Raw genomic sequence first — 21,736 nt, 5'->3', positions numbered from 1 at the left:
AAATTATACTATAAAATCCAAAAACATTCTTTTTCTTTATGCATAAAATGATTAAATCATATAAATTTTCTTGTGAACACTTAATACTTTCGTTACTATTACTATTAAGAACCTCATTATTAGCCCCAAAGGAGATTTTTTTATGAGCACAGCAATCATAGTCTATCAAAGTACACCAATGTTTGGAAAAAACATACTTCCAGATGGAAACGTTCTAGGCATGTTTAAACAAAATAAATTAGTCACTAAGCTAAACCAGACACTTGAAAAAAAGAATAGTCACTGGCTCGTCGTTTTAGATGACTCCATCGCAGATATCGACGTTATTACTCCAGAAGCGGATGCTATTATTTGTGTCCCAGGACTGCAAAAACAATTTGATCTAAAAGATTATCCAAGAGAAAAAGTATTCTATTTTGATTCTTTAAGTTATCATGAGTTGAATCTAGATAAGGTGATTGCTTTTCTGGAATCGATCCAGTAATGATTTGCTTAAAAAAAGAGAGGATTGGGTGATTATGCATTTATTAGACTATTTGAACATTGAAACAACTGAGCTATCTAAAGAAAAAGTAGTTCTAACCATGAAAATAGAAGATTTCCATAAACAACCTTATGGCATTTTACATGGAGGAATGAATGGTATTTTGATTGAAACAGCCTGCAGTTTAGGAGCAAATGAACAGCTGGATGAAACTTCTTATGCAGTTGGTATCGACCTTCAAATCAACCATTTAAAAAGCGTACCTAGCGGCATATTAACGGTCGTCGCAACAGCAGATCGAATTGGACAAACTGTTCAAGTTTGGGAAGGAAAAATTTTTAATGCTTCAGAGGAGTTGACAGCTGTTGGTCGTTGTACACTAATGAGCCGCAAAATTGAGAAATAAAAATAGGAGTGTGGAACAATAATCTTTTCTCCAAACAAAAACGATTGATGGTTCATAGCTAGGTTGAGAACTTTGAGTGAGCCACATCATGCGAATGGTGAAAAGATGAACCCATTTGATGATGAAAAAAGCTAGCGCGTTCCTCAAGAATACGCTCAATCAGCTCATCTATGGTAATTTTTTCTACCGGAAAATTAAAATCTAGAGGAAGAAGAACTTGATTTTCGGTATAACGTTTAACTATAAAAACACCTCGCTAGTTTGATTGAGTCGTTACTTTTATTCTAGTAAAGGTGTTCATATTTTTGTACAAAAATAATCCAGATGTCCATCAAATTGACTGGTATCTGGATTTCGGTTTAGAACGTATGGTCCAAGCTCCTCTAGTTTAGTGTGTTTATTCAACTTTCTATCAATAATTAATATGCTTTATCCCACTATTTTTATTAATTGAATACGTAAAGGTTACTCTTTATTGTTTCGGTTATTTCGCTTTTTTCAGTAACTGTACCAACTGCTGAAGATGCTCGTCTGCAGATTCTACATCTTCGCGGATCATTTTCTCTGATAAAATAAAGGAGCCACCAACAGCTATGATTTCCTCAGCGTTTACATACTCTAAAAAGTTGCTTTCATGAATCCCACCAGTTGGCAAAAATTTCACATCATAAAAAGGACCACTTAAGCTTTTAATCGCTTTTAACCCACCATATATATCTGCTGGGAAAAATTTCACCACATGTAACCCAAAGTCTAATGCTTGTTGAATATCCCGAGGCGTAGCCGTTCCAGGAAAAACGGGAATATTTCTTTCTAAACAAAATTCAATGACTTCTGGAACAATGGCTGGCGACACAATAAATTGAGCACCATTACTGGTAGCATCTCTGGCTTCTTGTAACGTACGAACAGTACCAGCACCCACAATTAATTTCCCAGAAGCGGCTAATTGTTTGATGGCTTCCAATGCTAAGTCGCTTCGAAACGTGACTTCAATGAACGGTAGCTCATTTCTTAGTAACAGTTCTTCTACTTGTGGTAAGTAGCTTAAATCTGTTGCTGTGTATAGCGGCAACAATTTGCAATCGGCTAACGTTTGGTACATTAGCTCTTTTTTTTCCACATCTATCATCATTCTCTGTCACTTCCTATTTTCATTTGCTTTGGTTGCTTCATAAAGCCCTTGAATATACGTTAAGCCCATTGCTCGATCATATAAACCATAACCTGGCATCGCATTCTCATCCCAGATTGCGCGACCGTGGTCTGGACGAATCACCCCTTCGTACCCTACATCAACTAAAGCCTGCATCAGGGCGGACATATCTAAAGAACCTGCAACACTTGGATGAGCTGTTTCTTCAAATCGATGATCTCCTAAATATTTTACATTCCGAAAATGAACAAAATTAATTCTGTCACCTATTTCACGAATCATGGTAGGCAAATCATTGGTTGGATCTGCACCAAGAGATCCTGTACAAAAAGTGATGCCGTTTGCTGGTGAATCGACTAAAGATAAAATTCGTTTCAAATCGGCTAAGTTCTTGGTAATTCTTGGTAAACCAAAGATTTCCCAAGGTGGATCGTCGGGATGGATCCCCATTTTGATATCTTCATCTTCACAAACGGGAATTACTCTTTCTAAGAAATAGCGTAGATTTTCAACTAATTTTTCTTCTGTGACCCCTTCGTACATCGCTTTTAATTCTTGAAATTGTTGCAGCCGTTCTTCTTCCCAACCAGGTAAACGAAAGCCCTTCGATTGGCTATGAATCAATTGATACATATCTTCTGGTTGCATATTTTCCACAACAGCTTGGTCAAAAAGTAAAGATAAACTGCCATCTTCATTTTCGTAAGCCAAATCCGTTTTGGCCCAACCAAAAATAGGCTTAAAACTGTAACAAACTAACGAAATCCCGCATTTTCCTAGATTACGTAATGTTTGAATATAATGATCGATATACAAATCCCGCTCAGGTGTACCAGCTTTAATCGCATCATGAATAGCTATGCTTTCAATTCCTAGTAATTCTAACCCTTCTTTTTCAACGGATTGTTTTAATGTTTGGATTTCTTCTACAGACCAAATATCTCCTGGCAGTTTATTTAATAATGTTCCAACGATTCCAGTAATTCCTGGGATTTGTCGGATATGTTTTAACGGAATGGCATCTCCTTCAGTGCCATACCATCTAAATCCCCATTTCATTGCACTCATCCTTTGCTTCCTCCATTAAAAATCATCCTCATCATCATCAATTTCAGTTGTTATCATGGATATATCCCACGCTTGTACACTCTCTTTTCCTTGTGCTACAACAGCTTGAGCTGCTTCAGCGATAGGTGTCCTCAATATTTGATGATTAATAGCTTCTAAAACCATTGGTAAATTCGTGCCGCTAACGACATAAATATCTTTTTGAGTATTTGGTTCTAATTCATTAATGACTAAAACAGCTTGATTGTATGGACTCGCACTCAGTAAATCAACTAAGACCAGCACACCAGCATTTTGATTCACTGTTTCAATCGCTTTTTTGATTTGCTCACCTAATGCTTGTACATCATCTCCACTATTTAAATTTACTGTTTCAATATTTTCTGTTGCTCCCATGATAACTGTAGCAGCATCTTTTGCTCCATCGCTTAGTGCGCCATGTGTCGCAATCACAATTCCTAGCATACTTGTTCCTCCTGTAATCTTATTGAGGCTATTTAACTGACCTAAAATGGTCTATCTTTCCCTTTGTTTTACAAGTCAAAATTTCCTAATACGTCTTTTAAACTAGTTTTTGTTGCGGCGGGTGTTGCTTGGAAATAAATGTCTTCTACCCCGTAGTTATCGTGCATATCTTTTAATTTTTCAGCATCTTCTTTGTTTAAATAGACTGATTTAGTAACGAATAAATCCTTCTCTGGATTTTTTTGTGCAATTCCACCGATATTTAATTCTTTCATCGGCACCCCGTGTTTTACCAAGTCGTAAATAACCCCAACGGTTTTAGCAATTAAAATACAGTTATACTCTTTGAAATTGTATTCATCCCAATAAAATTTAGCTTTTTCTGGCGTAACAACAATTGTTTTTTGCCCAGTGCGGCTACCCGCACTTTTGTATAAATCCCGCATAAATTTATCTTTTGCCACAATCTCATCCACTACGAAAATTGAATTAACACCACTCTTTTGTGATAATGTCATCATTACCTGTCCATGGATCAAACGCTCATCCACACGTGCTAAATTTACTACACCCATTTTTTTCACGTCCTCTTCTTTTTATAAAATACCAACTGCGGCCAAAACAATTAAAATACCTGTGAGCCACAATAATGCTTGCGTTACTTTTAGACCTTTTTTCGTATAGAACCAATACACCCCCATCACAACTGCTAATGGTAATAGTCCTGGTACAATTTGATCCAAAATCTCTTGAACAACGAATTCACGCCCAGAAAGCTTAAATTGTAATGTTGAAGAAACTTTGACATAGTTTCCAGCCAAAATCCCCATCATAAACAGACCGAGAACAGACAACATTTCAATTGCCTTTTGAATCCCTGCACTTTGCATTAAACCCGTTGCATTTCGACCCATTTTAAAAGATGATCTGGCAAAGAAAACACCTAATAACACTTGATATAAAGCGAATGCGATAAATGGAAATATCGCCCCTAATGCACTTCCTTGTTGTGCCCACGGAACCGCAATGGCGATGAAAATATATTGCACAGTTCCAGAGTCGATCGCATCTCCAATCCCCGCCAAAGCGCCCATCAAACCAGCTTTGGTGTTATACATTAAATCATCTTGCATCATGATTTCGCGTTTTTCATATTCTTCTTTAGCACGTTCTTGTTCCATTGACGCCATCAACCCTGTAATGACACCACCGCCCCAACTTAACTGCGTATTGAAGAAAAGTAGCTGACGCATGTAAGCCGCTTTTAATTGTTCATCATCTTTGTATAGCTTTTTCAAAAGTGGCATCATTGCGTAAAGCAATGATGGTGCCAAATAACGTTCAAATGAATGTGGAATTTCATTGGCAAAATGCCAACGAAGATAAGCTTTTGTTACATCTTTATTTGTAATTTCTTCTGGTGCCAAAGCCGTTGTTTTCGGGACCATTTTTTCTGTTGTTTCCGTCATTTTTAGTTCCTCCTTTTTTCCTAAAATCCGTCATCGTAATCGTCGTCATCATCAAAATCGGCAGATGAATGGTTAGAAACAGCACTTTCTGTCACAACGGATTTGCCTTTTTGAACTTGAACAAAAATTAACGCGATAATAACACCGAAGATTGCATAAGTCACCATCGTGATTTCTAATGATTTAAAGACAATACTCATGAAATAAGCTAGGAAGAAGAAGACCAAGAAGTCTTTACGTCCAATAACATAAACTGTTGTCGCAATCCCGATCGCCGCTAGCCCGCCGCCGACTACTTCTAATACATGAATAACCACTGTTCCTTCTAATGCCTTGATAATATCTGCAATCACTGGTGCACCTAAATAAAGAGCAAAAAACACTAACGGAACGAATAAAATAAATGATGCAATCGTTGGGTACCAGATGATCGAACGCGCAATTTTTTTTGAGTTTAACTCTGCTACTGCTCGGTCAGTATACTTTCCTAAAAATGTATTAATAAAGAAACGGAATTGATACAAATAACTTCCTAAAAGTCCCACAGGTACTGCTACAGCAATCGCCGCTTCTGGTTTTAAGTTTCCTAATAAAGCAACAGGAACTGCGATCGCTGCGGCAATCGATGGTTCCGCCGGCATAGAGCCACCTGGAGAAAACACCCCCATATAGATCATTTGCAGTGCCGCTGTAACAACCATTGCTTTTGGCACATCCCCCATCACTAAACCAGCAACTAATCCAGTCATTAAAGGTGAAAAACGTAACGTTAACGTTGCGCCTCCTCCAAGCCATCTTGACATAATTGCTGCTACCCAAAGCGCCATTATCAAACTTTGTAAAACACTTAAAGTTTCCATAGTTCCTCCTTCTTATCCTTGTTCTCGGATATATTTTTCTAGGTCTTCAATTCCTTGATGCAACGTTTTTTCAGAAATAGCGATCGGAATTAAATGAACCTTTTCTTTTGAATCAATAAATTGAACCATAGCTTGCAAAATATCTGTATCTTCTGGATATAACCCCATTTGTTCTAGCGACATAGGCAAGTGCATGTCTTGATAAAAAGGGATTAAGTCGTCAATTACCGACCACTTTTGTTCTAATGCTAATTGATAAAAAATACCATAGGCGACTTTTTCACCATGTAAGAAATCATGACTGTTTGATAAAAACTTACTCATTGCATCATGCATCGCATGTGCAGCGGCATTTCGGGCGTATTTATCACCTAACCCACCGACTAATCCTGAAACCGCAAAAATGATTTCTGAAAGGTGAACAAATTCTGGCGTTACCTTTCTATTATCCATGGCGTTCAAGGCAGTGACTGAATCACGCATAATAGCTTCCTGACAAAGCTTAGCCGTTGCGCCAGCCAATTCTAAAAACGGTTCGTCTTGTAATTTTTCTTGTCGTAAAATACTTTCTGATTCATACCATTTCGCTAAGGTATCGGCTAATCCTGCAATAAAATAATCGCGAGGCGCATCAATGACCAATCGCGGATCTGTCATTAAAAATGCCGCTTGTCGAAAGAAATGTTCTGTTTTTCCTTCAGCTACACCATTTTCTTTATACATCACTGCTAAAGGTGTCCAAGGAGCACAATTACTCGCCAAAGTTGGGATAACACCAAAATTCAAATCATTAAGATGTGCTGCATAACCGACCAAATCAGCTAATTTACCGCCACCGACACCAATCATAAAGTCGATCTCATGGCTTTTGATCTGATCTGCAATCAACTCTGCCCCATAATAGCTGCATTCACCTGTATAAGAATGATAAAAAAATCGATAACGCTCATCTGACAAAAAAGTTAAAAATGGCTGGGCTTTTTCAAAAGATAGTGAACCATGAACCACTAAAATTCTTTTAGCATGATATTCTTCCAATAATTGCGGGACAGTATCTAATGCTCCTTCATGGTAACGATAAAATTGCGGTCCCACTTTGACTTTTAAATCTGTTAACATCTTCATCCTCCTCTTTTAGCTGACATAACGACTATCTGCTTGAACGGCTCGTTGCGGTAAAACACCTTTTGCAACATCTTCCACATCTCGAACACATTTTTCCCCCATCGCTTGCAAACATTCCATCGTATAAGCTGATGTATGGGGTGTCATTACTACGTTTTCAAAAGAGAGATACGGATGGTTTTTTCGACCAGGTTCTTCTTCTAAAACATCTGTACCAAATCCAGCGATTTTCCCTGAACGCAAACCTTGAATCATTGCTTTTTCATCAATTAATGCACCACGTGCACTGTTCGAGAGATAAACTCCGTCTTTCATTTTTACAATTTCTGTTTCACCGATCATATGGTAGCTTTCGTCTGTTAAATTGGCACATAAACAGATAATATCTGCAGAGGTTAGTAATGTGTCTAAATCAACTTTTTTCGCCCCATAACTTTGTATATACGTTTGCGATTTATAAGGATCATAGGCTAACACTTCACAACGAAAACCATTTCTCAATGCTTCAACCACGCAACTCCCTGTATTACCAATCCCAATAACACCCACTGTTTTATTAAACAATGTTCGACCAACAAATTGGGCTCTTTTTTCCCATTGATCTGCTTTGACGCTGGAATCTGCTGCGACTGTCCGTCGTAAAACAGCTAATAAATTCGTGATATTATTCTCAGCAACAGCATCTCGTTCAACTAATGCTGGAATGATAGAAACAATCGTATTGTGTTTTTTCGCCGCTTCTAAATCAATGTTATTGTAGCCGATGCCATGACGAGAAATTAATAGCAGTTCATCTTTGTATTGGAAAAATTCTGCTGTAAAAAACGGAGTAACACTGGCAATAATCATCGTGTATCCATGCAGCAATTCAGCTAACTCTTTACCACCAATTTCACTGTCTACTATAAAATGTTCAACGACTCCAATTTTTTCTAATCGAGCTAGGTGTTCTGGAAAAATTTCACCAAAACTACTTGAATTCACTATTGCGATTTTCTGTTCTTTTGACATAGTTAGGCTCCTTTACTGACTTTCTACAACCGCATGACCACCAAAGCCTCGACGTAAGGAGGCTACTACCTTGTTAGAAAAATGATTTGTTAACATACTTTCGTTACGAACGAACAACGACAATGCTGTTGTTGGAACAGGCATTTCTAAACGTAATGCTTCTTCGATCATCCATTTCGCTTCCCCATTTGAAGCAACTTTTCCTTCTAAGCTGGCTAATGTTGGATCATCTGAAAAAATATCAGCTGCTAATCCCATCAAACGTGCTTCGATAATTGAGCCGTGGTTCCAAACACTCGCCACCTCATCCAATGCAAATGAATAATCCGAGGCTTCTAACAAGTTAAAGCCTTCACCCATTGCTTGCATCATCGCGTATTCGATGCCATTGTGAACCATTTTTAAGTAGTGTCCTGCTCCTGATTTTCCTGCATAAAGATAGCCATTCTCACAAGCTAAATCTTTAAAAAAAGGTTCCAACACAACCACCGCTTCTTTTTCACCACCAACCATTAAACAGGCTCCTTCACGAGCTCCTTTTAAACCACCAGAAGTGCCGCAATCAATAAAGTAAATGCCTTTTACTTTGGCTTTCTCTGCATTCGATACACTGTCATGAAAATTTGAGTTACCGCTATCTACGATGATATCTCCTACCCCCAACACTTCTGTAAGATCTGCTACCAATTGATTAGTGATCATTCCAGCTGGTGTACTTAAAAATATCACCTTCTTTTTATTAAGCGCTTTCAATAAACTGTCTAAAGAATCTGCTACCGAAAGTCCTTTTTGATTCGCTGTTTCTCTTGCCTCGTTGTTTACATCATAGCCAATTATTTCCCAGCCTTGTGCTTGAACATTCAATGCCATGTTCAACCCCATCTTCCCAAGACCAATAAATCCAATAATCATTTTTTACTCACCTGCCTTTTTGATACCCCCATCATAATAGATAAAAAAAAAAATGTAAATGCATACATTAAATAAAAAATATTTTTTATTTTTTAAAGAAAATTCGCTTTTTACAGGAGGAAAATAACACTGTTTTTTTTGCTGTTTTCATGTGAAAGAAAGGAAACAACGATGCTCAGCTCGAACATTTTTCCTTATTTTCATTTTCTCTCTTCAAGATTTTTTCAAGGCTTTATAAATTTTTCAGAAAAAAGATTGTTTATTTTTTTACCCCTTTTTTTAAGACTTTATTTTTTTTAGACGAGATGAGAAATTGTAATTCTAATTTTTTTTCTCTATAATAAGTCTATGCTAATCATAAAAAGGCATTCATTTTGTAAAAAAGGTTGAAAGATTGGAGGAACTTCCTTATGAAAAATCATTACCTTGACCAGCGAATTCGGATAAAACGACCAAGTTTAAGTATTACAGAAAAAAAAATTTCAGAGTATCTTGTTCAATCAGAAGCATTATTGACTCAGATGACGTTAGAAAATCTAGCGAATGAAATCGGTGTTTCTCAATCTTCCGTTTATCAATTCGTTAAAAACATTGGCTATTCTGGTTTTCAGGAATTTAAGATTGATATTGCTCGAAATTCCAATTATCAACCGACCTTTCAGAACATCAATTCCGTCAATGGCGCAGATGATATTTTACCAGATGATAATAGTATCGATATTGCCAAAAAGGTCTTACAAGCCAATATATATTCATTAAGTAATGCCACGCAGTTTTTAACGAAAGAGTTATTGGACAATGTTTTGGCACTAATGTATTCTGCGAAAACCTTACACTTTTTTGGACAAGGTGGCTCTTCTATTGTTGCTTTTGACAGTTTTCATAAGTTTATTCGCACCAAATATCGGTGTAATTATATCTTTGACTATCATATGCAGTTAAGCTTTGTTACTAAGCTGACTAGTGAAGATTGTGTGTTTATTTTTTCTCACTCTGGCAAGACAAAGGAATCCATTAACCTAGCTCGGCAGGTAAAAAAAACCGAGGCAAAACTTATCACTTTAACCGGCAACAGTGGTTCAGAATTAGCTGGATTATCAGATGAAGCTATTATCGTTGTAACGGAAGAAGGACTATTTCGTGCTGAATCATTAGCTTCTAGAATCAGTTATTTAACCGTTATGGATATCCTATACACCAATATTATGTATCATAATTTTGATCAAAATGCCGATTCTTTAAAAAAGATTCGCTACAATATTAGTACTACGTAGAGATCTACGCATTGATTATCACTATATATCCTTCAAAAATAAAAAAAAACACATTTTTCATAAAAAATTGACACTCGATATTCGAGCATAAAATTTCAATGAGGATGTGTTTTTTTTATTTTTCTTCAACAACTCTAACGATCTCCCATATTCTTTTGATTATATAATCATTGTTACTCTATAATATACTTTTGGGAGGTTGAAGTTGAAAATGTTTCATTTAATCAGTTTAATAATGGTCATTTGGTTCCTTGTAGCACTGTCTGCATTTTTCATTCGTATAAGAGCGTTTTTTATTGCATCATACGATCATATAAAAGAAAAGAATTTAAAAAAACTTAGTAACAAACTGTTTTTATGGTTAGTTATTTCTATGTTTGTATTATTAGTTGCTTCAGCATATCTTTTATAGCGTTAATTTCAAGTAAAAATCGTATTTACTAATCCGATCAACATTCCTGTTACAGGTACTAAAACCCAAATCCATGAACTCCAGTCCGCTTTGTTTTCTTCCTTCATCGTTGCTAAACGTAATCTTAAATTTTCGTTTTCTACTTTTAATGCTTCGATTTTTTCATTTTGATTTGTCATATTTATTCGCTCCTAAATTAGTTGATAAGCTTATTATGACGGATTCAGCTCCAGACAAATAGAAGCTTTTGTCAGGAATCAACATGACAATTGTCATGTTTTTAGGCTAGGACATAACGCTACAAGTCACATTCTCATTTAACTAAATTATTTCACCAGTGATAACTTTTAAATTCATCAATAAAGAGGACATTACATCCAATTCTCTTTGATCTACTTCCGCATATTTTTGATTCATGATTTTTTCTCTTTCTTTTTTGACAAGTTGGTACATTAGAGTTAGTTCTTCCGAGGTTAAATTTGATAAATAAACGTGATTTGGCTCTGAATAAGCAAAAGCTTCGATTTCAAAGGTTTCTGGATTTCTTTTCAGACTTGTCCGAATTTGAAATCCATTTGAAAAAGTGATCATCTCTACATACAGATATTCAGAAAAAGTAATGGGTCTCCGTTCATAAACCGTCGTTTTCCCTCCGAATATTTCTAGTATATTTTCAAGAAAGTTAGATAATGCTGTTCCAATATTTAATTGTTTTGAAAAAGTTTTTGATAGTAATAATTTTTCTTGTGTCATCATTTTTACCTCTCACTTCTTATTACTCCTATTATAATCATACTTTTTTTCAAAACAAAGCGAAACGATATTATGTTTTTTTTAAATTTAGTAAAAAGAAGAACATCTCGGCCTTCCGCTAAGATGTTCTTCTTTTCAATTTATTCTTCTGTTGTTGTATCTGTATCTAGCGTCTCAGTTTCAATCACTGTTGTTTCCACACTTTCAACTTCTTCAACGATTTCGTCTGGTTCTGGCTCAACAACGGCCATCGTTACAACTTTTGCATCATCTTCCATTCTCATCAAACGAACACCTAATGTGGCACGTCCTGTTTGAGAAACTGAATCGACATTGAAACGAATAATTACACCTTTATTGGTGATCACTAGAATATCTTCATCACCACGAACGGTAGTAAGTCCTGCTAGTGGTCCGTTTTTCGCTGTAATGTTAGCTGTCTTGATTCCTTTACCGCCACGGCCCTTCACAGGGTACTCAGAGGCTTTTGTCCGCTTACCGTAACCATTTTCCGTCAACACCAGTACTTCCGTGTCAGCGTCCAATAAAGAGGCTCCTACGACGTAGTCATCTTCTCTTAGACGAATACCACGCACACCTGATGCTGTACGGCCCATATCACGAACCGCTGTTTCAGCAAATGTCACAGAATAACCGTTATGCGTTCCGATGATCATGTTTTGTTCACCATTGGTTAAGACAACATTGACTAGCTCATCATCTTCTTTTAGACCAATCGCAATCAAACCATTACTTCTAATGTTAGAGAATGCCTTAACTGCTGTACGTTTAACGGTACCTTTACGAGTCGTAAAGAATAGATAATGTCCTTCTTCTGCTTGTCCTTCAACAGCGATGATCGCTTGGATCTTCTCACTAGAGTCGATCCCTAGCATGTTGATCACTGGAATTCCTTTAGCCGTTCTACCATATTCAGGAATCTCATATCCTTTAGCACGGTAAACTTTCCCGTTATTCGTAAAGAATAATAACGTATCATGGGTTGAACAAGAAACAAGGTTTTTCACGAAATCATCATCATGAACACCCATTCCTTGAACACCACGACCACCACGGCGTTGTGCTCTAAATTCACTATTCGCCATACGCTTGATATAGCCATTGTTTGTTAGTGTGATAACAACTTCAGCTTCTTCGATCAAGTCTTCATCTTCTAGACTTAGAACTTCACCGACTAATAATTCTGTACGACGAGCATCACCATATTTATCATGAATCTCACCAAGTTCTGTTTTGATGATCTCAATAACACGTTCTGGACGCGCTAAAATATCATTCAAATCAGCAATTAATTTCAATAATTCTTGGTACTCATTTTCGATCTTATCGCGTTCCAAACCTGTTAAACGGCGTAAACGCATATCTAAAATCGCTTGTGCTTGACGATCAGAAAATTCAAAACGTTCGATTAAAGCGGCTTTTGCTTCATCATCTGCTTTTGAATTTCGGATAATTGCGATGATCTCATCAATGTGATCTAAAGCAATTCTCAAACCTTCTAAGATATGAGCACGTGCTTCAGCTTTTTTCTTATCAAATTCTGTACGACGTGTAATGACTTCTTTTTGGTGTTCTATATAATTTTCAAGAATTTCTTTCAAGCTTAGAATTTTAGGAATTCCTTTTTCGATTGCCAACATATTAAACCCAAAAGAAGTTTGTAATGCCGTCATCTTATACAGATTATTCAAGATAACAGAAGCACTCACATCACGACGAACATCGATAACGATACGCATTCCTTCACGAGAGGATTCATCTCGTAAATCAGTGATTCCTTCGATTCTTTTTTCACGATGTAATTCTGAAATCCGTTCAATCAAGCGCGCTTTGTTGACCATGTATGGCAGCTCTGAAACTAGAATACGTTCTTTGCCGTTTGGCATATCAACGATCTCAACTTTTGCACGAATCGTGATCGAACCTCGACCTGTTTCATAGGCACGGCGGATACCTGATTTACCCATAACTAAACCACCCGTAGGGAAATCTGGTCCAGGTAATACTTCCATTAATTCATTCGTTGTTGCTTCTGGATTTTCCATCAACAAACTTGCAGCTTCAATAACTTCTGCTAAATTATGAGGCGGAATATTGGTTGCCATCCCTACAGCGATCCCTGTTGTTCCATTCACCAAAAGGTTAGGAAAACGTGCTGGTAGTACATCTGGCTCTTGTTCTGAGTCATCATAGTTTCCATGAAAATCAACTGTATTTTTATTGATATCACGTAGCATCTCCAGCGCAATCTTACTCATTCTCGCTTCGGTATAACGCATGGCAGCGGCACCGTCGCCGTCGACAGAACCGAAGTTTCCGTGTCCATCAACGAGCATACTGCGGTAACTAAATGGTTGAGCCATCCGTACCATTGCTTCATAAATAGATGAATCACCATGTGGATGATACTTACCCATAACATCCCCAACGATACGAGCGGATTTTTTATGCGGTTTATCAGGTGTTACACCTAACTCATTCATCCCATATAAAATACGACGATGAACTGGTTTTAACCCATCACGAACATCCGGTAACGCACGCGCCACAATAACGCTCATCGCATAATCAATGAAGGATTCTTTCATTTCACTGGTCAGATTGACGTCTTGAATGTTCTCTTTCATTTCTTCACTCATGAATTTTGCTCCTTCTTCATTAAATATCTAGATTTTTCACGTAATGGGCATTTTCTTCAATAAATGCTCGGCGTGGTTCAACACGGTCTCCCATCAACATTTCAAAAATTTGATCGGCTTCGATTGCATCATCAACACTGACACGTGACATCAAACGTTTTTCAGGATCCATGGTTGTTTCCCATAATTGATGATCATCCATCTCTCCAAGACCTTTATAACGTTGAACACTTGGTTTTGGACTAGCTGGTAGGCTCTCTAAAACTTGAGCGAGTTCTTCCTCAGCATTCTTCCCTGGTTGAACGTATGTGATATTTTTTCCTTGTTTGACCCCATATAAAGGTGGTTGAGCGATATAGACGTATCCCGCTTCAACAACTGGACGCATGAAACGATAGAACAATGTCAATAACAGCGTACGAATATGTGCACCATCGACATCGGCATCGGTCATGATCACTAGTTTGTGGTAACGAGCTTTTGATACATCAAAATCAGCCCCAAAACCTGTTCCCATCGCTGTAAATAATGAACGGATTTCTTCATTCGCTAAAATTTTATCCATGCTAGCTTTTTCAACATTCAAGATTTTCCCACGAATTGGTAAAATCGCTTGAAATTCACGGCTACGGCCTTGTTTTGCTGATCCACCGGCCGAATCTCCTTCGACGATAAAGATTTCGCATTTTTCAGGATCTTTACTTGAACAATCGGCTAATTTACCTGGTAAATTACTGATTTCAAGTGCACCTTTACGACGAGTTACTTCACGTGCTCGTTTAGCAGCCATACGGGCTTTTGAAGCCAATAGACCTTTTTCTACGATTTGTTTCCCAACAGTTGGGTTTTCCATCAAGAATTTATTGAAATACTCAGAGAATAAACGGTCTGTAACCGTACGAACTTCTGAATTTCCTAGTTTTGTTTTAGTTTGTCCTTCAAATTGAGGTTCTGGATGCTTGATAGAAATAACAGCTGTTAATCCTTCACGAACATCTTCCCCTGTTAGGTTTTCGTCATTTTCTTTCATGATCTTTTGTTTACGAGCATAATCATTGATGACACGCGTCAATGACGTTTTAAAACCTGATTCATGTGTTCCGCCTTCATACGTATGGATGTTGTTGGCGAAACTTAGTAAGTTAGTATGGTAACCATCTGTATATTGCATCGATACTTCAACGATGATGTCTTGTTGTTCTCCTTCAATGAAAACAGGTTCAGGGAACAGCACATCTTTATTCGCGTTCAAGTGTTCCACGTAACTCTTGATCCCGCCTTCATAGTGATATTCTTTCAAGACAGGTTTTTCTTCACGTTTATCTTCAATAGAGATTTTTAATCCTTTATTCAAGAACGCTAATTCTCTTACACGTGTTGCTAATTTATCAAAATTAAAAATCGTTGTTTCTGTAAAAATTTCTGGATCTGGAACAAAGTGAACCGTTGTACCATGACGGTCTGTATCGCCAATCACTTTTAGATCATCTTTGACGGCACCTTGATGGAACTCTTGGAAGTAAATTTTTCCTTCTTTGTAGACTTTTACATCTAATGTTGTTGATAAAGCATTAACAACAGAAGAACCTACCCCGTGAAGTCCTCCGGAAACTTTATATCCGCCACCGCCGAATTTTCCTCCGGCATGTAGAACGGTGAATACTGTTTCTACAGCTGGTCTCCCTGTTTTAGCTTGGATACCGACTGGGATTCCACGACCATCATCGACAACAGTGATGCTGTTATCTTCTTCAATAATTACTTGGATACTTGACGCAAAGCCTGCCAAAGCCTCATCGATCGAATTATCAACGATCTCCCAAACTAAGTGATGCAAACCTTCTGAACTCGTCGATCCTATGTACATACCAGGACGTTTACGAACCGCTTCAAGACCTTCTAATACCTGAATCTGACTGGCATCATATTCTTGTGCACGTTCTTTCATGTTTTTTTCTTCTTCTGTCATATAGATGCTTCCCTCTCTATCTCTCCCTGATGAACATGAAATATATCTGGTTCAACAGTTAATTTATTGTTTAAATGATCCAAACTTGTTGTTGTTAAAAAAGTCTGAACCTTTCCTTCAATCGTTTCTAGCAGGTGCAATTGTCGTTCATTATCTAACTCACTCATGACATCATCTAATAACAACACAGGATATTCTCCTGTTTCTGAATACATTAAATCAATTTCCGCAAGCTTCACGCTAAGAGCTGTGGTTCTTTGTTGACCTTGTGAACCATATGTTTGAACGTTTTGTCCATTTACATTAAAAATCAGGTCGTCTCGATGAGGACCTAAAAAAGTATTTGCTTTGAACAATTCACGTTTCCGGTTGTCAAGAAGGCTCTGCAGCAGTTGCTTTTGGATCTCTTCCAGTGAAAAATTTTCTTTGTCTAATGGGATACTTGAAAAATAATCGATCGCTAATTCTTCTTTTTCATGGCTGATTTTCTTGTGCAGTAAGTTCGCCCAGTGCTCTAATTTTTGAATAAATTCGAGACGAGCAAACAAGACTTTACCGCCAAATTCTGCCAATTGTTCTGTCAAAATATCTAGATAAACAAGATCCGACTGTTTTTTTTCCGCCAGCTGTTTTAAATATTGGTTACGCTGTTTTAAGACAGACTGATATTGAACCAAATCATATAGGTAAATTGGATTGACTTGGCCTAATTCCATGTCGATAAACTTACGACGTAATTGTGGTGAGCCTTTGACTAGCGATAAATCTTCTGGCGCAAATAAGATGACATTCAGCTGACCAATGTATGAACTCAAACGCTTTTGTTCAATGTGATTGACTTTTGTCTTACGGCCTTTGTTGGAAATAATGATTTCAAGCGGCACCGTTCCCGTCTTTTTTTCAATGACACCACTGACCCTTGCTGAATCTGAATCCCAATGAACTAGTTCTTTTTCATTACTGGTTCGGTGACTGCGGGTCATTGCTAAAACATAAATACTTTCCAAAAGATTCGTCTTGCCTTGCGCGTTTTCTCCAAGAAAAATATTTAATGTTTTAGGAAAATCTAAGCTCAGCCCATCATAATTACGATAATGCTGCACCTCGATTTTATTCAGTCTCATCGACTGCCTCGCCTTTTTTAACCATAAAAAAAGTACCTTCTTCAGGTATCTCGAGCATCATTCCAGCATACAATTTTCTGCCGCGGCGATTCTCTAATTCCCCATCTACGAAAACACTATTTTCAGCTAAGTACCACTTTGCAGCACCGCCGCTACTGATAACATCGACTTCTTTTAAGACCTGACCAAGTGTCATATAATCAGTTTCTAAAACAATCGTCTTTTTCAAAATGCATCCCTCTTTTTTGTTTTCACTTTTACTTTAATATTATACTCTTTTTTACGTCAAAAAACAAATTTATCCGTCTAATTTTCTTTCTAAGCAATTTTGAATGCAATCGACAAAAAATATTCTAACGATTAAAAAAGGCTTAAAATGCATTTTAAGGAGAAATTTGTAAGTTAGGTCTCTTGAAATTTTTTTTCAGTAATTTTCATTTTGCTTATCATAAATAATAGTTATATGCGAAAATCATCTGAATAAAGAATTGACTTATACAGCTCGACGATATACAATCAAAATGTACAGTTCAACTGTATAAAAATAACGATATAAAGGTGTACGATAAATGGATATTAAGAAAATCTTGCCTCTAACAGAAACAACTTTTTATATTATGCTGTCACTGATTGAACCTTCACATGGATATGCCATCATGCAAAAAGTCGAAGAAATAAGTAATGGTCGGGTACGTATTGCGGCAGGCACAATGTATGGTGCAACAGAAAATTTATTAAAACAAAAGTTGATTTGTGAGGTCCCTGGAGAAGATAAGCGGCGGCGGGTATATCAATTAACAAATACTGGTAAAGATGTTTTAAAACTTGAAGTGAAACGACTAAAAGAATTAGCAGCACTTGCTGATCAATTATTATAGGATAGGAGGACCAAATGAAAAAATTCAAATTATTTATTGATATAAAAAATGAAGAACACTACTTAAATAAAATGGCAAATGAAGGCTGGGCACTAGTAAAATATAATGCATGGGGAATCTATACATTTGAAAAGACAGCCTCAAAAGTTCTGAATTATAGAATTGATTATCAACTATTCAAAAAGAAGGCTGATTATATGGCTTATCTAACCTTATTTGAAGATAGTGGTTGGCAGCATATCAGCGGCACTAAACATAGCGGTTTTCAATTTTTTTTACCGTTGAATAGTGAAAATCAAGAGCTAGATATATTTTCAGATACTTCATCAAGTAATGAACGCTATAAGCGTTTATACAATCAAGCGATGTTATGGATGGGACTAATGATTGTATACTTTTTTATCGTTCAGCCTTCTTTTGAAAATATTTCTTCTTGGTATTTAACCCCAAGTCTTTGGGAATATACTGGCCTACAACTATTTGGAATGATTTTTATGCAAACATTCTTTTTGTTACTACAAATAATGCCAATGATGTTTTTTATGTTTGCCGCTATATACTATATGATGATGGGAATCAAAACAAAAAAACTTATCAAGAAATATGAGAATGGATAATTATTCTTATCCAGATATTAACTCCAAAAAAAGAGTGTATGAGAAACTGAGTTTCAGTTTTTCATACACTCTTTTTTCTTAATTTGTACGAACTGGTGTAATCAATTGAATAAAATCTAAATCTGTTTCTGTCGGTTCTAATGTAAATGGACGGATTGCAGAAATAAACTTAACGGTAATACTCATATCGCCAAAAGCACGCAATGCATCTTTCATATAATCTGGATTGAAAGAAATTTCTAATGGGTCACCCGTTACTTTTTCGTAATTCAGAGGTTCTTCTACTTTACCGATTTCTGGAGAGTTTCCGTAAAGAACAACAGAATCAGAAGCAATGGCTAAACGAACGATATTATTGCGGCCTTCATGTGACAACAAAGAGGCGCGATCGATAGCTGATAATAATTCTGGTACATAAAAATCAATTTCTGTATTAAAGCTTGTCGGAATCAAACGATTTGTATCAGGATAATTTCCTTCTAACAAGCGAGAATAGAAATACATATTTTGAGTTTTGAACAGTACTTGGTTTTCCATGATGCTGATTTCGACCATTTCTTCTTCATTCGTGAATGAACGAGAAAGTTCAGTCAAACTTTTTCCTGGAATGACAATATTGAAATTTTCAGCTGCTTGTTCGATAGGGATGATTCGTTGACTCAAACGATGTGAATCTGTCGCAACAGCTAATAATTTTTGATCTTCTAATATAAAGTGAACACCAGTCAAAATTGGACGACTTTCATGAAGAGAAACAGCAAATCCTGTTTCATTGATAATTTTTGTCAACAGGTGAACAGGTAATTGAATTTGATTTTTGGCATCGATCACAGGAAGGTGTGGATAATTATCTGCATCCAAGCCATTAACAGTAAAGTCAGCTTTTCCTGAGGTAATCGCTACTTGATTATTCTCTAGTACTTCAAGTGTAAACATTTCTTCAGGTAATTTACGAATGATTTCACCAAAGAAGCGAGCTTGTAAAACGATACTTCCTGTAGATTCAATCGTCATTTGAGCTTTTTCATCTTCTTTACTTAGAAAACTTTCAATAGAGATGTCTGCATTACTACCTGTTAAGGATAAACCTTCATCAGTCAAAACGATTTTTACACCTGTTAAAATAGGGATAGTCGTTTTAGAAGAAATGGCTCTTTGAACAGTTTGTAATTCTTGTAAGAATGTATTTCTTTTTACAGTTAATTTCATAATGATTGAACTCCTTTTTAATTGATTTTAAAAGCATTAATTTTGCTAAGACAGTTTTGTATTTATATATAAATAAATAATAAAAGTAGTAGGGCTTGTTAATTCTGTGGAAAAGTCTAGAAACGAAATGAAACAGGAGTTTTCCACCTGTGTATAACTTGTGGAAAACTTTTTCCTTTTTCTCTTTTTTATCCACAGGTCAGGAATTAAGCAAGTTTTTGATTTCTCCAACTTCTTTTTGAATTGTCGGATCTTTTTCCATTAATTGTTGAATTTTTTCGTGAGCATGGATGACCGTGGTATGATCTTTTCCGCCGAACTCTGCCCCGATTTTTGGTAGAGAGTTATCTGTCATCTCTCTGGAAAGGTACATCGAGATTTGTCTAGGAACAACAATGGATTTTACGCGTTTTTTGCCTTTTAAATCTTTTAATTGGATATGGTAATACTTTGCCACTTCTTCTTGGATTTGTAAAATCGATAGGTGATTTTGACTGCCGACAGATTTTAAGGATTTCAAAGCATCTGCTGCTAAACTTGTTGTAATATCTTCACCATTGATTGTGGCAAATGCTTGAACTCGGACTAATGCACCTTCTAGTTCCCGAATGTTGGAATCGATTTGGCCTGCAATGTAACTAAGGGTATCATCAGGAATCTCCAGACGTTCTGCATCAGCTTTTTTCCGTAAAATGGCGATTCTCGTCTCTAAGTCAGGTGGTGTGATATCAACAGATAAGCCCCAAGCAAAACGAGAAACCAAACGCTCAGGAAGTTTGGGAATATCGTTAGGTGGCCGATCACTTGTTAGTACGATCTGTTTATTTTCATTATACAAATCATTAAACGTATGGAAAAATTCTTCTAATGTTGCTTCTTTCTCTGCTAAAAATTGAATATCATCGACTAACAGCAAATCAACATTTCGGTATTCTTTTCGGAACTGTTCTGAATTTTTTGTTTGGATCGAATTGATAAATTCATTTGTAAATGTTTCGCTGCTGACGTATTTTACTTTAGCGTCTGGTCGATTTTGCAGCATTTGATGACCGATTGCATGCATCAAATGGGTTTTTCCTAAACCAACACCACCATAAAAGAATAATGGATTGTAAATTGAGCCTGGATCTTCCGCCACAACTAAAGCTGCAGCATGTGCCATTTGATTTCCTTTTCCGATAACAAACGTATCAAAAGAATACTTTGGATTCAATAAAGCTTTCTTGCCATGTTCTGCAATTTTTTCTTGCGTTACAGGGGCTTTTTTTTCTTCTTGAACAGGCATTGTCTCGGTTTCACCAGTAACAACAAAATGAGGCATCACTTCAGCACCAGTCAATTTAAAGCCGGTCTCAACGATTTTAGCGGCTAAATTCTTTTCCCAATAGTCTTTATGAACAGCAGAAGGAACTTCTAACCATAATTGGTTATTCTCCAACTTTAGCGGTTGCGTTGTTTTTATCCAAGCATCAAAACTTGGCGCAGACAAAACAGATTGGTAAGTATCTTCTAGATCTTTCCAGAAACTTTCCATATCGGGCATATGGTGACCTCCTTAGTTTAAAAGCGGAACAAGCCGGCTGATCTCTGACAGAAAAATAGGAAAATATGATGAAGGTCCTTTTTACCTGGGTCATATTTTTAGCTTTTTTCAGAAGCGCTGGCTTGTGCAGCTAGATAAAATTTGTCTATATAAAAAAGCAGAGCAAATATAAATAGATAAGCAAATAGAATTTTAGCATTTTTTCGGAACTTTTTCCACAGGCAAATTGTGAATTGTGGAAAAAAAATTCACAGAAGGTTATAAACTTATCCACACAGAAGAAATAAACGGTGGATTTCTCATAGTTATTTTATTTATCCACAACATATTCTGTAAAACAA

The 21,736-nt window shown here is 36.6% G+C and carries 22 protein-coding genes; 5 read left to right on the top strand and 17 right to left on the bottom strand.

The genetic code is table 11. The annotated features are described in order from the left end of the window. The first annotated feature begins 142 nt into the window (after positions 1-142). Complete coding sequence (locus tag A5821_RS12010) at positions 143-484, top strand: hypothetical protein (protein WP_086314792.1); 342 nt, start codon at positions 143-145, stop codon at positions 482-484. Between the two features lie 34 nt (positions 485-518). Next, positions 519-890 carry a PaaI family thioesterase gene (locus A5821_RS12005; protein ID WP_086314791.1) on the top strand — a complete coding sequence of 124 codons (372 nt, stop codon included), beginning with the start codon at positions 519-521 and terminating at the stop codon, positions 888-890. A 484-nt stretch (positions 891-1,374) separates the two neighbouring features. Here the strand turns inward: A5821_RS12005 and A5821_RS12000 are convergent, their stop codons facing one another. The 9 genes from A5821_RS12000 to gnd form a co-directional block, all read right to left on the bottom strand. Continuing rightward, positions 1,375-2,025: a bifunctional 4-hydroxy-2-oxoglutarate aldolase/2-dehydro-3-deoxy-phosphogluconate aldolase gene (locus A5821_RS12000; protein ID WP_086314790.1), complete on the bottom strand. Its 651-nt coding sequence runs from the start codon at positions 2,023-2,025 to the stop codon at positions 1,375-1,377. A gap of 6 nt (positions 2,026-2,031) precedes the next feature. Next, the gene (gene uxuA, locus A5821_RS11995) at positions 2,032-3,105 is read right to left on the bottom strand and encodes a mannonate dehydratase (RefSeq protein WP_086315698.1); all 1,074 of its coding nucleotides are present in this window, start codon (positions 3,103-3,105) and stop codon (positions 2,032-2,034) included. 24 nt (positions 3,106-3,129) lie between these two features. Then, on the bottom strand, positions 3,130-3,579 hold the full coding sequence (locus A5821_RS11990; protein WP_086314789.1) for a PTS sugar transporter subunit IIA: 450 nt from the start codon (positions 3,577-3,579) through the stop codon (positions 3,130-3,132). A 68-nt stretch (positions 3,580-3,647) separates the two neighbouring features. Then, on the bottom strand, positions 3,648-4,154 hold the full coding sequence (locus A5821_RS11985) for a PTS system mannose/fructose/N-acetylgalactosamine-transporter subunit IIB (RefSeq protein WP_086314788.1): 507 nt from the start codon (positions 4,152-4,154) through the stop codon (positions 3,648-3,650). Between the two features lie 21 nt (positions 4,155-4,175). After that, positions 4,176-5,048, bottom strand: coding sequence for a PTS system mannose/fructose/sorbose family transporter subunit IID (locus A5821_RS11980; protein ID WP_086314787.1), 873 nt, complete (start codon positions 5,046-5,048; stop codon positions 4,176-4,178). A gap of 20 nt (positions 5,049-5,068) precedes the next feature. Then, on the bottom strand, positions 5,069-5,908 hold the full coding sequence (locus A5821_RS11975) for a PTS mannose/fructose/sorbose/N-acetylgalactosamine transporter subunit IIC (protein WP_086314786.1): 840 nt from the start codon (positions 5,906-5,908) through the stop codon (positions 5,069-5,071). Positions 5,909-5,920: 12 nt separating this feature from the next. Next, positions 5,921-7,027 carry an iron-containing alcohol dehydrogenase family protein gene (locus tag A5821_RS11970; protein ID WP_086314785.1) on the bottom strand — a complete coding sequence of 369 codons (1,107 nt, stop codon included), beginning with the start codon at positions 7,025-7,027 and terminating at the stop codon, positions 5,921-5,923. 15 nt (positions 7,028-7,042) lie between these two features. Next, positions 7,043-8,044: a D-isomer specific 2-hydroxyacid dehydrogenase family protein gene (locus A5821_RS11965; RefSeq protein WP_086314784.1), complete on the bottom strand. Its 1,002-nt coding sequence runs from the start codon at positions 8,042-8,044 to the stop codon at positions 7,043-7,045. 12 nt (positions 8,045-8,056) lie between these two features. Continuing rightward, complete coding sequence (gnd, locus tag A5821_RS11960) at positions 8,057-8,956, bottom strand: phosphogluconate dehydrogenase (NAD(+)-dependent, decarboxylating) (RefSeq protein ID WP_086314783.1); 900 nt, start codon at positions 8,954-8,956, stop codon at positions 8,057-8,059. A 410-nt stretch (positions 8,957-9,366) separates the two neighbouring features. Between gnd and A5821_RS11955 the strand changes: the two genes are divergently transcribed. Continuing rightward, positions 9,367-10,230, top strand: a complete 864-nt coding sequence (locus A5821_RS11955; protein WP_086314782.1) for a MurR/RpiR family transcriptional regulator — start codon at positions 9,367-9,369, stop codon at positions 10,228-10,230. 420 nt (positions 10,231-10,650) lie between these two features. Here A5821_RS11955 and A5821_RS11950 read toward each other — a convergent pair whose 3' ends face one another. From A5821_RS11950 to yaaA, 6 genes are all read right to left on the bottom strand, one after another. Then, positions 10,651-10,821: a hypothetical protein gene (locus tag A5821_RS11950; protein WP_170923032.1), complete on the bottom strand. Its 171-nt coding sequence runs from the start codon at positions 10,819-10,821 to the stop codon at positions 10,651-10,653. Positions 10,822-10,963: 142 nt separating this feature from the next. Further along, the gene (locus A5821_RS11945; protein WP_086314780.1) at positions 10,964-11,395 is read right to left on the bottom strand and encodes a hypothetical protein; all 432 of its coding nucleotides are present in this window, start codon (positions 11,393-11,395) and stop codon (positions 10,964-10,966) included. 140 nt (positions 11,396-11,535) lie between these two features. Beyond that, positions 11,536-14,055, bottom strand: a complete 2,520-nt coding sequence (gene gyrA, locus A5821_RS11940; RefSeq protein ID WP_086314779.1) for a DNA gyrase subunit A — start codon at positions 14,053-14,055, stop codon at positions 11,536-11,538. A 19-nt stretch (positions 14,056-14,074) separates the two neighbouring features. After that, positions 14,075-16,024, bottom strand: a complete 1,950-nt coding sequence (gene gyrB, locus A5821_RS11935; RefSeq protein WP_086314778.1) for a DNA topoisomerase (ATP-hydrolyzing) subunit B — start codon at positions 16,022-16,024, stop codon at positions 14,075-14,077. Further along, positions 16,021-17,148, bottom strand: coding sequence for a DNA replication/repair protein RecF (gene recF / locus A5821_RS11930; RefSeq protein WP_086314777.1), 1,128 nt, complete (start codon positions 17,146-17,148; stop codon positions 16,021-16,023). Before recF ends, gyrB begins: the two co-directional genes overlap by 4 nt. Continuing rightward, complete coding sequence (yaaA, locus tag A5821_RS11925; protein ID WP_010770272.1) at positions 17,135-17,377, bottom strand: S4 domain-containing protein YaaA; 243 nt, start codon at positions 17,375-17,377, stop codon at positions 17,135-17,137. Before yaaA ends, recF begins: the two co-directional genes overlap by 14 nt. 340 nt (positions 17,378-17,717) lie before the next feature. Between yaaA and A5821_RS11920 the strand changes: the two genes are divergently transcribed. Together A5821_RS11920 and A5821_RS11915 are read left to right on the top strand one after the other, a co-directional pair. After that, positions 17,718-18,026 (top strand): PadR family transcriptional regulator, encoded by a 309-nt coding sequence (locus tag A5821_RS11920; RefSeq protein WP_086314776.1) that lies wholly within the window; start codon positions 17,718-17,720, stop codon positions 18,024-18,026. A gap of 14 nt (positions 18,027-18,040) precedes the next feature. Next, entirely contained in the window at positions 18,041-18,643 is a 603-nt protein-coding gene (locus A5821_RS11915; protein ID WP_086314775.1) for a DUF2812 domain-containing protein, read from the top strand. Between the two features lie 78 nt (positions 18,644-18,721). Here the strand turns inward: A5821_RS11915 and dnaN are convergent, their stop codons facing one another. Further along, positions 18,722-19,852 carry a DNA polymerase III subunit beta gene (gene dnaN, locus A5821_RS11910; RefSeq protein WP_010770269.1) on the bottom strand — a complete coding sequence of 377 codons (1,131 nt, stop codon included), beginning with the start codon at positions 19,850-19,852 and terminating at the stop codon, positions 18,722-18,724. Between the two features lie 199 nt (positions 19,853-20,051). Next, on the bottom strand, positions 20,052-21,395 hold the full coding sequence (gene dnaA / locus A5821_RS11905; RefSeq protein ID WP_086314774.1) for a chromosomal replication initiator protein DnaA: 1,344 nt from the start codon (positions 21,393-21,395) through the stop codon (positions 20,052-20,054). Positions 21,396-21,736 lie beyond the last annotated feature (341 nt).

This window comes from Enterococcus sp. 7F3_DIV0205 (assembly GCF_002141365.2).
Taxonomy (GTDB): domain Bacteria; phylum Bacillota; class Bacilli; order Lactobacillales; family Enterococcaceae; genus Enterococcus_L; species Enterococcus_L palustris.
This window is presented reverse-complemented; position numbering and strand designations above follow the sequence as displayed.